This is a genomic window from Akkermansia sp. AE01SA01 (assembly GCF_036417395.1).
In the GTDB taxonomy this organism is placed as follows: Bacteria; Verrucomicrobiota; Verrucomicrobiia; order Verrucomicrobiales; family Akkermansiaceae; genus Akkermansia.
This window is the reverse complement of record NZ_CP143890.1, coordinates 2,350,858-2,362,513: the sequence shown is the minus strand read 5'-3', so window position 1 is coordinate 2,362,513 and position 11,656 is coordinate 2,350,858. Positions and strand designations below refer to the sequence as shown.

At 56.0% G+C, this 11,656-nt stretch carries 9 protein-coding genes; 4 read left to right on the top strand and 5 right to left on the bottom strand.

Translation table 11 applies throughout. The annotated features are described in order from the left end of the window. Positions 1-36 precede the first annotated feature (36 nt). The 3 genes from V3C19_RS09510 (at position 37) to V3C19_RS09500 (ending at position 3,561) form a co-directional block, all read left to right on the top strand. Positions 37-480, top strand: a complete 444-nt coding sequence (locus V3C19_RS09510; RefSeq protein WP_067571778.1) for a hypothetical protein — start codon at positions 37-39, stop codon at positions 478-480. 150 nt (positions 481-630) lie between these two features. Next, a complete protein-coding gene (locus tag V3C19_RS09505) occupies positions 631-3,096 on the top strand; it encodes a hypothetical protein (RefSeq protein ID WP_295932462.1) in 2,466 nt (821 codons plus the stop codon). A 15-nt stretch (positions 3,097-3,111) separates the two neighbouring features. Next, the gene (locus V3C19_RS09500; protein ID WP_295875900.1) at positions 3,112-3,561 is read left to right on the top strand and encodes a hypothetical protein; all 450 of its coding nucleotides are present in this window, start codon (positions 3,112-3,114) and stop codon (positions 3,559-3,561) included. Positions 3,562-3,598: 37 nt separating this feature from the next. On the opposite strand, the gene V3C19_RS09495 is transcribed toward V3C19_RS09500, so the two are convergent. The 4 genes from V3C19_RS09495 to V3C19_RS09480 all read right to left on the bottom strand — a co-directional run bounded on the left by V3C19_RS09495 (position 3,599) and on the right by V3C19_RS09480 (position 9,459). After that, positions 3,599-6,694: a 4Fe-4S dicluster domain-containing protein gene (locus tag V3C19_RS09495; RefSeq protein ID WP_295932460.1), complete on the bottom strand. Its 3,096-nt coding sequence runs from the start codon at positions 6,692-6,694 to the stop codon at positions 3,599-3,601. 117 nt (positions 6,695-6,811) lie between these two features. Then, the gene (locus V3C19_RS09490; protein WP_130084419.1) at positions 6,812-7,348 is read right to left on the bottom strand and encodes a DUF6714 family protein; all 537 of its coding nucleotides are present in this window, start codon (positions 7,346-7,348) and stop codon (positions 6,812-6,814) included. Positions 7,349-7,449: 101 nt separating this feature from the next. Beyond that, complete coding sequence (locus V3C19_RS09485) at positions 7,450-8,154, bottom strand: cytochrome c3 family protein (protein WP_295875888.1); 705 nt, start codon at positions 8,152-8,154, stop codon at positions 7,450-7,452. A 27-nt stretch (positions 8,155-8,181) separates the two neighbouring features. Then, positions 8,182-9,459 (bottom strand): Gfo/Idh/MocA family oxidoreductase, encoded by a 1,278-nt coding sequence (locus V3C19_RS09480; RefSeq protein WP_295932451.1) that lies wholly within the window; start codon positions 9,457-9,459, stop codon positions 8,182-8,184. Between the two features lie 299 nt (positions 9,460-9,758). On the opposite strand from V3C19_RS09480, the gene V3C19_RS09475 reads away from it, so the two are divergent. Continuing rightward, positions 9,759-10,175, top strand: coding sequence for a hypothetical protein (locus V3C19_RS09475; RefSeq protein WP_130084416.1), 417 nt, complete (start codon positions 9,759-9,761; stop codon positions 10,173-10,175). 151 nt (positions 10,176-10,326) lie between these two features. Here the strand turns inward: V3C19_RS09475 and aroB are convergent, their stop codons facing one another. Continuing rightward, complete coding sequence (aroB, locus tag V3C19_RS09470) at positions 10,327-11,439, bottom strand: 3-dehydroquinate synthase (RefSeq protein ID WP_295875885.1); 1,113 nt, start codon at positions 11,437-11,439, stop codon at positions 10,327-10,329. Positions 11,440-11,656 lie beyond the last annotated feature (217 nt).

The window sequence follows — 11,656 nt, the reverse complement described above, 5'->3', positions numbered from 1 at the left end:
ACACCTCTTCTTTTAACCCGAACAACCGATAAAACAATGATTCAAACGTATCAAATACTCCCCGTGGTGGCGATCGTATGCTCCGCCTCCGCCATGGCCCAGAATGCGGTCGATCCCGTAGAGCTGGCTAAGCAGAATGTCGACCTGATTTCGTCCGCCAACAAGGTTCTGGACGACGTGAAGGACAATACGGCGGTCGCTATCGCCATCAAGCAGCTCGATGCTCTGACTCAGAAGGCCAAGCAATTGGACAAGTCCATGGAAAATGTGAAGCTCACTTCCCAACAGGCTATCCGGATTACCAAACTTAATGGAGATGTCCAGGATACCATCGTGGACCTGCTGGAAAATTGCCAACGCATTCAGAAGGACAAGCTCATGACGCCCGCCCTGCTCAAGGCGGTGAACAACTTTGCCGCTGCCGCCAACATTGAAGTGGTAGAAACCATTACGACCGTTGAGCAAATTGTGGAAGACTAAATAATCAGATTTTAAAGACCTTCAACTGTAAGGCCGCTTCTTCCATGTGGGGGAGCGGCTTTATTGTGTACAGGCGGAGATAGAAGTTTTTAAATCATATTGACTTTTCATGGAATTATTCTAATGATTAGAAATAATTGATAATTTCTTATGAACTATGGAATCATTAAGGTTTTAACAAGATTTTATTTAATTTTCCTCCTCTGTCTTGGAGCCTTTGAAACGGTTTCCGGAAAGGAAGAACCACAAGGGGAAGAACTTTCTTCTTTATTTCCTTCGTGTCCTGTCAAATTTGTAACGGATGTTCTGGCGGCGAAGGATGGTTCCTTATGGGTGGTGGGAGAGGGAGCCTGTGTTTACAGGCTGGAACCGGAATCCGGGATGCGCGGAGGTCATGGCAGATGGTTGCGCATGGATTATTTTCCGGGGTTTCCTCAAATGGAAGATTTCAGATGCGTAGCTCAGGATTTAAAGGGATGTATATGGGTCGGGACGGATAATGGAGGCGTCGCCGTCTTCAATGGAAAGGAATGGAAAATATATGACCGGAAAAATGCGTTGCCGGGCGATCGCGTCGTGGACATAGCCGTATCACCCGTAACCGGGGAAGTGGCTGTAGCTACTTCCGGCGGAGTAGCGGTTTACGATTCGCGGGAAGGAAGGTGGGACTGCCTGAACCGCAGCAATGGTTTGTATTCCGATCAGGTGCAGTCGCTGGAGTTTGACGCCAGGGGAAGACTGTGGCTGGCTTATTCCTGTGGAGGCGTGGGCATGAGAACCCGAAAGGAGGGAAAGTTCCAGTGGACGCATCATCAGGCTCCCTGGTATTGGGACAGGAATCAATATATCCGGCAACCGGAAAATTCTTCCGGAGAGGGATTGCCTTCCAATTTGTGCAATGCCATTTTGTCCCTCAAGAATGGCTCCATCATTGTAGGAACCTGTAATGGCCTCGCCTTCCGGTCGGTGACGGGGAAATGGACCTATTTAAGAGGTAGGGATTATCAGGATAAAAACAGGGGAGTGTACAAGGCCAGGACGAAAGAGGGTAAAAAGAAATTTCCCGCTAATGCATTGCTCAGTGAAGATTACGTGACCACTCTTGCAGAAACGAAGCACGGTTTATGGGTAGGGTTCCGGGAAAAAGGGGCCGCTCTACTGGATCCAAAGACAAACAAAGTCCTAAAATGCTATGACGGAGGCAGGAATCATCCCATACCCTGTTCCTATGTTACGGCGATTGCTGAACTTGCAGATGGGACAGTGCTGGGAGGAACTTATGGCGGCGGTATTGTGTGCCTGGAAAAAGGCGCGGAAACATGGAAGAAGCTGCCGGTAGCGGAACTTCATGATTCAGCGTTTCCCGGGGAAGAAAAAATCGTTTCTCTTCAAAAGATCAAACAGGGCTTGGAGAGCTGCAAAGCTGTTGAAAAGTCTTCACAGAGTTGCGTCTATCAAGGGGAGGATTGGTCTACGCTTGGGAATTGGTGTGAACGGTATGGACAGTCCTATGCCTATTTGTGCGCTATCAATTCCCCCAGCGATGTAGTGTATAATCCTGGTGTCTTCATTTCTGTAAGAGGAGCGATGGGATATCACCGTTATCCTAAGGATAGTTTGAGAAGATGGTGTCATTGGGCGGGAGTTCCGGAGAAAAAGAACGTGCTTTTTTGTCCGGAAATTTGTAATCGGATTGAAGCGGAATGGGATGATCATGGAGAGGTTTATCCTTCTTCTTTTGATGGGCCTGATATTTGGGCCAAAATTGTTTTGCCGGAAGGAAGGTTTTTGGTGTCCTTGTATTTTTACAATCCCAATGGGCATCAAAAGGCGACGGCTAAAAGAGATTTTCTGATTGAAGTTCGCCAAAGTTCCATTCCAAGGAATTTGAATCAGCAGGTGTTTTCCGCCTGGCATTATTTACTGCCGGAAAAGGAGATGCTGGATATGGTATCGAAAAAAGTTTTGGCCCGTGCCAGGGTAAACTATTTTACGAGGCACGGAGTCTACAAGAATTTCATTATGGAAGGAGGGAAGGCCTACTATGTAAGGGTTGTACGCAACGGCTCCTTCAACACTATTTGGAACGGCATTTTTATTAGTCCCGTTATTAAGGCAAAGAGTTATCATCCAGTTTGTACGAAAGGATTGATAGAGTATGCCGGCATCTATCCTCAAAAACGTGTGTTGGAGGATTCGGAAATCAACATCCTGTACCGTGAATTATCCGAAGCTTACCAACGCTGCAATGACGCAGCTATGATTCCGAACTTTCATCAATTAATGCTTTCCCTGTTCAGGCATGCAGAGAAGGAAGAAACGCTCCATGAAAGTCTCCTTTACAATTTGCGCTGGGATTTGAAAATAGCGTATGTCCGGGACGCGGAAGAATTTGAGTACATCATGAAGAAGTCATGGTTTGCGCTGCAGGATAAATATCCGCTCTATCAGTCTCGGAACTGGTCACCCTACGCTCCACGGACTATTCCTTTTTCCGTGAAAGAAACGAGATTAATGAAGAGGCTGGGAATTGATTGGAAAGAATATCTTCCTGGAAAGAAATCAGAAGCAGAAATTCAGGCCATGCATGATTTTCTGGAAAAACAAAATCAATAAAAATAATTAAGATCTATGAATAAAATTGTATTTTTAGCCGTTTGTTGTGCATTATTCGGCATCATGTCTCCTACAAGGGCGGAGCAGCAATTACATTTGCAAATGTTCCCGGAGGTCAAGCTCAATGATATCAACGATCCGGCAAATTTTGATGAAAGCTGGAATGGAGAAACGATGATTTGTTTCTCAAAAGGGGAGATTAATCCGGATATCAATGAGGAGGGACAGCCGATGGGAACTTATGAATGGAAATCTTCTTTGCCTGTGGCAGGTATACAGCCACCTAAAGGGGAAGCTCCATTGCCGATTTATCCCGATGTGTTACATATTGCACCGTTTCCTCTTCCTGAGGGGAAAAAATGGATCATGATTTCTTTTGAACTTATCGTTTTTTATGTGGAAGGAGATGTCGCGAAAACAGATGGTGATGCCATTGCCTTTTCTGTTCTTGATAAAAAGAAATAGAGAAAAACGTCAGTAGTTTGCTGAGGACACAAACAGGTCATTTTCCCATTTGAGGGTTGGGGTTTCTTGCCGGGGCCAGATATCCCGTGCCGGGTTCCGTGCCCATTGCGGGGAGAAGGTTCCTGTGGCGCGGCAGGGATTTGGCGCGGGAAATTGCGGAGCATGGATCAAGTATGTTGCCGAAGGTGATGGCGCCCATTGGGCATGCAAGCTGGCAGGCGGTTTGCGCCGCGCCGTCCGGCAGGAGCAGATCCTTGTCCGTGATGCGGATGGAGGTGGAGGGCTCCCCGGGATGTTTCTTCATCAAACGGGATTTGTGCCGGATTTTGGCGCGCTCCACCATCTGGACGCAATAGGTGCATTTTTCCATGACGCCGCGGGAGCGGACCGTCACATTCGGGTTGCGCTGGAGGTGCGTGGCTTGTTCCGATGCCCTGGCGTAGTCAAAGAAGTTGAAGCGGCGCGCCTTGTACGGGCAGTTGGTGGCGCAGTACCGCGTTCCCCAGCACCGGGCGTACACCATGGCGTTGAGCCCTTCCGTGGTGTGGACGGTGGCGTTGACCGGGCAGACGGATTCGCACGGAGCCCTGCCGCATTGCTGGCAGGCCACGGGTATGGCGGTCATGGCTCCCGTGTCCGTGAAGTACCTGTCGATGCGTATCCAGTCCAGGGCGCGCCCTTTCGCCATTTGGTCGCGTCCGACCACGGGTATGTTGTTTTCCGCCCGGCAGGCCACCAGGCACGCGTTGCAGCCGATGCAGCGTGACGTGTCAATGGCCATTTTCCATTGATAGACGGTGTCTGCGCGTGGGGAAGCAAAGGGGAGGGATGTTTTTCCGGAAAGCTTCGTGAACGGGGAGGGCTGAACCACCGGGCTTTGGATGGCTTCCGTCCGCTCCGGAAGGGGATGCAGCGTTATTTGCGTCAGTGAAATGCCGTAACCGTGAAAAGTTATTGTCTCTTCAAGTACGGTTTTTTTGTTTTCAGGTTTGGCGGGGGGGAGCTGTTCCTTTTGTTCCCCGGAAGCTGGGATTTCCTGAAACTCGAAGACCCCGGAGTCCGATTTCAGGGAATGCCCCGTGCGGTTTTTCAAAGCGTATCCGTTGGAATGTTCCTGCCCCTCCGCCGCAGGGTTGATGCCGCCGTATCCCAGAGGGAAGACGATCAGGTTGTCCGCCACGCCGGGAATGGGGCACAGGATAGCTTCCGTCCGTCCGGCGGGAGTGTCAAGGACGCAGAGGGCCGGGGTGGAGTCCCTGCCGCCCAATTTGCGGAAGGTAGCGGGGGATACTTGGGCGGAGGCCGTCCAGCTCACGCCCGTGACAGGGTCCGGGCATTCCTGCATCCAGGCGTTACGCTTCCAGCGGCCGTCTCCGATGCAGTAGTCCGGAAGGAATTGCAGCTCCAGCATGTCCTTTTTCAAAAGAAAATATCCATAGGCCGGAGAGGCTGAACAAGAGGCTTTTGCCAGGGCTTCAGCCTGGCGCGTCTCCTCCTGCGGCGACAGGGGGGCATAGGCGGTCTCTTCCGAATAGCCGCGCTGGAGGGCCTGCGTCCATGCGGCGGTCTTGTTTTCCGGGTTGACGGCGCGTTCAAAGCACTTGCGCGCGCGGTGATAAACGGGGGAGAGGTGAGCGGGCGAGTTGTCAGCCGTGATGAGCTGGCCCTTGGTGGAAAGCAGCCCGGAGAGGACTTCTTCCGCGGATATGCCTCCGTACAGGGGAAGCATGACGGGCTGGCGGTAGCAGTACCTTCCGCGGCAGTCCCGTTCCACTCCCCAGGATTCCAGAGGATGGGCTCCTGGCAGGTGCCAGCGGCAGACGCGTGAAGTCTCGTCTTCGTACATGCCCAGGTGGATGCTTTCCGTCTGGGCCAGCGCGGCGGCCAGCGCGGCTCCTTGTTCCGCATCCAGCACGGGGTTTCCTGCATCCAGCAGAAAGGCTATGTCCACCTTTTTCCGTTCAATGTCCCGGATGAAATCGTCCAAGGTGCCGCGCGGGGCTGGGCCGGGGGCATCCAGAAGCTGGATGCACGGGCCGATGGCCCCGAGTATTTGATTGATTTCCCAGACACGGGGAGCCAGCTCCGGGCGGGATTCTCCCAGCAGGACCAGGCTTTCCCCCGGATGGCTGCACAGATCCTCCGCGCACTGTTCAATCCATTCCCGTTCCCTGCTGGTCAGGGGAAAGGCGGGCAGGCGGGATTCTCGCAGAACGAAGGAAGAGGATGTTTTTTTACGGATATGGAAATGCAGTTCTTCTAGGAAGAATTCCAGGCGTGCCGGAGATACGGGAAGGCGGTGGTCGGCATAGGCTCCCGTGAGGGAAACGCGGCCTTCCACGGCGTACAGGCGCGTGCGGTCCTGGTTGCCCTCCTTGTAATTCAGCCCTTCCGGAGAACGGGCCGCGATGAATTCCCGCGTATTGCCGTACGGGTTTTCATGCAGGAAATCGCAGTCCAGGGCCAGGATGCGTCTGGCGCGCGCGAAGCGGACGCGGAAGCGGATGCCGTCCGGCAGAGCCGTCTGCATGGCGGCGCCGGGAGTGGGAACGGGGGAATACGCGTATGTGCGGACATGGGGGTTCTTCCTCCTGATTTCCTCCAGCATGGAGTGCAGCAGCGGGGAGTCCGAGGGAGGCAGAAGGATGCCGATGCGGCCGCCGTCCTTCAAATTGCGTGACCACGAGGAAAAAGCCCCACGGAATTCATCTTCCGGCGCCTGCTTGCCGTTGAAGAGAACGTGCCTGCTGCGTCCGGGATCGTAAAGGTCCAGAATGGAGGCCTGCACTGAGGCCGTCAGCCCGGGCCCTTCCGGGTATTGCAGGGAGGGCAGCAGCTTGACGGGCCTGCCTTCATAACATGCCGCCAGTACGGGTTGGGCGCTTCCTCCCCGGGACAGGCAGGTGGCGTAGGCCGTTTCCACGCCGGGGACGGACCATTCCGGTCCTTCGTTGTAGGGTACCAGGTATTTTTCCACGCGGCGACAGGCGGGCAGCGCCAGGCCCATCAGGGCCGCTCCGGCCCCCATCCATTTCATGAAGGAACGGCGGGACATTTCCCGTTCTTCTTCCGGAAGAAAGGCGGGATGGTCATGCGGAATATCGTTCCGGGGGAATGGCAGTTGCGGAGTCAAGTTGGGGTAGGCGTGAATGATTGATGAATGGGAACGGCTTTTTTTAGGAAATCCGGGGGATGAAATCAAGCGGTGAATGCCGCCTGTTTTCGTCGTTCGGAGTTATGAAGGGAAAGTTCAGGGGCTGCAATCCTCTCGCTGGCGGTATTCGATGAAGTTGATCACGGCCTCAAGCTGCCGGTCATTCAGCAGGACGGCCTGGGATTCGTAAATGCCGCAGTTTTCCGGAACCAGGGGCAGGTAGTCCAGAGCATCAAAATCTCCGAGCTGGCCGCGGAGGTCCAGCGTCAGCCATGCGGGCAGGAGAAAGCGGTATCCTCTGGGATCGGTAAAATTCAGGGCGTCCCAGCATGTCCGGGCCATGGCGGGTGTGATGCGGCGCCAGTCGCTCCGTTCTTCAGAGGGGGCGACAGCAGCACATACTTCTTTGGGGGCGTACATGTCCAGGAGCTGTGTGGTCATTAGCCCGATGCCATCTTCCAGCGTGACGCCGTCAAAGGCGGCGTCAATTTGTTCAATCAGGGCTTTTTCCTCGCGTGAAAGGGGTTTGGGCGGGGGAAAGGGCTTGGCGAATTCCTGCCGGAAATACGCCAGAACATGCGCCGCCGCCTGTTCCGGTTCGCTGTCGTAAATGATGTCCAGGGATAGTTCCATGAGTCCATGATACAGGAACGGTGCGGTGTTCCGCCATCGCGGAGATGGAAGGGTACGTGACTGGAAAGTCATGTTTCCGGGTGGTTTCCCGGATATGGCGGTCAATGGTGGCATGTGGAGCAGTCCGTTTTTGGCTGGATTTTCCATTGCCGTTTCAGGTATTCGCCAAGCTGGTGCTGCGTACTGATGCGGCGGCCTTCCTCGTCATGGACGGAGTGGGTGCGGAGGTAGTCCGCGGCGGAATAGTGGGAACTGGCCGCTTCCTCCAGCGGGCGCAGGTGGGGAACGGGGTTGCGGTGGCAGTCCAGGCACCAGCGCATGCGGGCGTCGCGGGGCGCCTTCATCACTTCCATTCCTGCCGCATCCTCATGGCAGGATGTGCAGCCGATGCCGCGGTTCAGGTGGGCCATGTGGTTGAAATAGGCGTGGCCGGAAAGGCGGTTGACCATGACCCAGCGTACCGGTTCCCCCGTATAGCCGGGGAATTGCGGATCAGCCGCCGCTCGCAGGGGAGCGATGAGCGGGCTGTTCGGCAGGATATGCTGGTGGCAGCCCAGGCAGGATTTGGTGTCAGGAATTCCGGCCCGCGGGGAGCGCAGGGCGGCGGCATGGCAGGACGTGCACCCCATCTTCAGGTCCCCGGCATGCAGTTTGTGGGAGAAGCGCACGGGCTGCACGGGGGCGTGCTCCTTCACGTAGAAGTTGAGATAATACACCCCTCCCAGAATCAGGGCGAGAACGAGCATGCCCAGTGCGATGATGCCGTAAAACCGCCTGTTGGCATTGGGTGGAAAGATGTTGGCCATGGTGCGTAGAGAGAGGGGCAGCGGGGGTCAGGCCGTTCTTCCCGGTCGCGGAATGCGGGCGGGCGGCAGTTGCGTGTCCATCGTCAGGTCTTCCGGCACCAGCCTGGTGGTGTTCTTTTTGATCTGTTCCCAGGTGATGCGCTGCCCGGTGTGGGCCGCTTCCCGCCCCAGGATGGCCACCAGCGTTTTATTGGCCGCGCTTTCCAGTGTTTGCGTCCAGGTGCCGGAACGCAGAAAGCGGTAAAAGGCCACGTGGGTGTCCGCGTACATGTTGCCCCGTTCTCCACGGAAGCGCCAGCGCTTGTCCGCCTGGATGTGCGGGCGGTAAGGCGTGACCAGCATACCCTTTTCACAGACCGTCCGGTCCGTGATTTCCCCGTGGCAGCCGACCCACTGCCGGCATGAAATGTGGCCTGTCACGTTGTGGTCGTATTCGAAGTAAACGTCGTAATGATCCCAGACGTCGCCGTCGTCACGGCGCTGGGCGCGGCCCCCGGAGCCGAAGGCGGCCAGCGGGAGCTGTTCGTTCATGGACCAGACCATGCCGTCGATGGTGTGGACGATCTGCTCTACGAACTGGCCGCCGCTCAGCCAGTTCCAGGCGGTCCAGTTGCGGAGGGCCCAGGCCACGTCCGTGTCGGTGGCGGGGCGGGAATCCAGCGCCAGCGGGGACTTGGGGGGAGTGGTGTAATACAATCCGTCAAAGGAAAGCACCCTGCCGAGTTCTCCGGAGGCCTGCTTGCGGTGGGCTTCCTCGTTCGCCTTGTCGTAACGCCAGCAGAAGCCGTCCAGAATGACTAGGTTTTTAAGTTTGGCGAGGCGGGCGGATTCCAGCACGGAAAGTACGCCGGGTACGTCCACGGCCACGGGTTTTTCCGCATAAATGTGCTTGTTGGCGTCAATAGCCGCGGCCAGATGTTCCGGACGGAAGGCGGGAGGGGTGCAGAGGAGGACCACGTCAACGTCCGTCTGGAGAAGTTTCCTGTAGCCGTCCAGGCCGTGGAACATGCGGCTCTTGTCCGCCTGCATGCGGGGACCGTATTGTTCCGTGAGCAGGCTGGCGCCGAAGCCGGTCCGTTCCTCGAATACGTCCGCCAGAGCCCATACCACCGTGCCCGGATCGGCGTCCAGCGCGTTTTTCATGGCTCCCAGCCCACGGCCGCCGCAGCCCACCAGCCCCACTTTCAGGGGCCTGGCGTCTGTGAAAGATTCGGCGGCGTTTACATACGGCGCGGCCATCAGGAATCCTGCGGTTCCTGCGGCAGTCTTCAGAAAATTGCGTCTGTTCCAGATCGGGGCGCCCATCTCAATCAGATTATACGGAGACGTTTGACGGAATCAAACGCTGTATTCAAACGGTGACGCAAAAAGTAGACGCAACCTCCGCCGGCGGAAATTGCGTCTACTACAGGAAACCAATGAATGCACTATTCTGGCTATTGGGTTGAACGGGAAACTCTCCCGTTCATCAGGCTAAGCGCGCATGGCGGGAAATTTTGTCTAAAAAACATTCCGGGGACATGAAAAACTGGTTTGACTCCTGAATCCGCTTTGCCCATGATGGATTCCAATGAGGCCTCCGGCTTCTCCATCAAGAATAGTCTATGAAACAGCTTCTCATTCCTTCTGCATTATTTCTGGCGGCGCTCTCCCTTGTCTCCTGCGACGGCGGTAAAAAACAGGAACAGGCCCCTGAAGCCTCCTCCCAGGAACAAGCCGTTCCCAGGACGCCCGGCGAGGAAATGCTGGCGGTGATGCTGGTGGTCAAGGACCAGGCGACGGCGAATGCCAATGCCGGAAAGATCAGGGAATTGGCCGCTAGGTTGCCCAAGGATATGCCGCATGAGGAAAGCGTAAGCATCATGAATGAAATGCTCCGCTTTGCCAGCCGGGAATGCTACGGCTCTTTGGATCTGGAAGACGCGCTGAAGACGATCAAGTTTGATACCGGGGAATATACGGGCAGCGTTCCGCTGGATGTGGACGGCTTTGAACCCACTCCGGACGAACCGGGAAAATAGGGGGGAGAGACCCCTGACAAAAGGGTAAAGGTATTTCAGGGGCAGGGGAGAGACGCCGTGGAAAACGCCTTTCCCCTTTTCATGGGCAGGTCGCGCCGGAATACCGGAAAAGTGCTGATATGCCGCCGTCCGACAGCGGAGAGAGAACTCATCAGGCCAGGGGGCGGCGTAGTTCTTCAATGGCTTCCGCCATGTCTTCCCGCGTGATTTTTTTGGAAATGCCGGCTTCCCCCGCCTCCGTGAGCAGGACGAAGCGGATGGCACCGGCACGGAATTTCTTGTCGGAGGCTGTTTTGTCGAGCACCAGTTCCGTATCCATTCCTTCCGGAAGGGTCAGGGGCAGGTCCAGCGCCTGAAGGGCGGAGAGTATTTTCTTGGCGTCCGACGCGCTTAGTCCCGCTTTCCGCTCGCTCAGGAACAGGGCCGCACGCATGCCCAGCGCGACGGCTTCCCCGTGCAGGATGGTTCCGTAGGGAACGGCCGCCTCAATGCCGTGGCCTATCGTATGGCCGAAGTTGAGCAGGGCGCGGATGCCCTGGGTTTCCAGTTCGTCATGTTCCACGATGCGGGCTTTGATGGCCACATTCCGCGCAATCAGGTCCGGCAGCCTGGCAATGGTATCCAGGGAAAAACCGATGGAAAGCTCCGGTCCCAGGCGTTTCAGGTCATGGAGCATGGAGGCGTCCCTGATGGCGGCATGCTTCACGGCTTCCGCCAGTCCTTCCGCCAGGGTGCGGCGGTCCAGCGTCACCAGGGTGGTGGGATCAATAACGACGACGGACGGCTGGTGAAAGGCCCCGACCAGATTCTTGCCTTCCGGAATGTTGACGGCGGTTTTGCCGCCCACGGAACTGTCCACCTGCGCGACGATCGTCGTGGGAATCTGCATGAAAGGAATGCCCCGGTAATGAATGGCGGCCACGAATCCGGCCAGGTCCCCGACTACGCCCCCGCCCAGTGCGGCTATGCAGCCGGTACGGTCAATGCCTGCCCGCACCAGTTCGGAACACAACTCTTCCGCCTGCTGCATGCTTTTGGACGCTTCTCCCGCATCCACGACGTGCAGGCTGGGCATGAAGCCCGCGCTTTCCAAGGATTTCCTCACGCGCTCCGCGTACAGAGGGGCCACGTTCGTGTCCGTGACAATCGCTATTTTGCCGTCCAGCCCCGCACGGTAGGCAAACTCCCCTACGCGGTCCAGAGCGCCGTTTTCCACATGAATATCATAAGAACGCTCTCCAAGAGCTAGCGAAATGGTAGGCATGCGGCCAGTATGGAGCATTCCGGATGGAAGCACAAACGGAAAGTGAAGATGAAACGAAGAAGACACCTCTTCCGGGTTCCCCAAAATCCTGGCAGGTTCTTCCGGAATGGTCTGCAAAGGAATGAACGGTGGCGCAAACTTCCCGTGCGGAACGCCGGTAAATGGCGCGATCCGCGCCGTTCAGGGACGGAGAGCCGGAACGCAGGAGGAGGGACTT

Coding starts and splice junctions, on each gene's coding strand:
- V3C19_RS09510 (WP_067571778.1), top strand. CDS start 37: ATGATTCAAACGTATCAAATACTCCCCGTGGTGGCGATCGTATGCTCC.
- V3C19_RS09505 (WP_295932462.1), top strand. CDS start 631: ATGAACTATGGAATCATTAAGGTTTTAACAAGATTTTATTTAATTTTC.
- V3C19_RS09500 (WP_295875900.1), top strand. CDS start 3,112: ATGAATAAAATTGTATTTTTAGCCGTTTGTTGTGCATTATTCGGCATC.
- V3C19_RS09490 (WP_130084419.1), bottom strand. CDS start 7,348: ATGGAACTATCCCTGGACATCATTTACGACAGCGAACCGGAACAGGCG.
- V3C19_RS09485 (WP_295875888.1), bottom strand. CDS start 8,154: ATGGCCAACATCTTTCCACCCAATGCCAACAGGCGGTTTTACGGCATC.
- V3C19_RS09480 (WP_295932451.1), bottom strand. CDS start 9,459: ATGGGCGCCCCGATCTGGAACAGACGCAATTTTCTGAAGACTGCCGCA.
- V3C19_RS09475 (WP_130084416.1), top strand. CDS start 9,759: ATGAAACAGCTTCTCATTCCTTCTGCATTATTTCTGGCGGCGCTCTCC.
- aroB (WP_295875885.1), bottom strand. CDS start 11,439: ATGCCTACCATTTCGCTAGCTCTTGGAGAGCGTTCTTATGATATTCAT.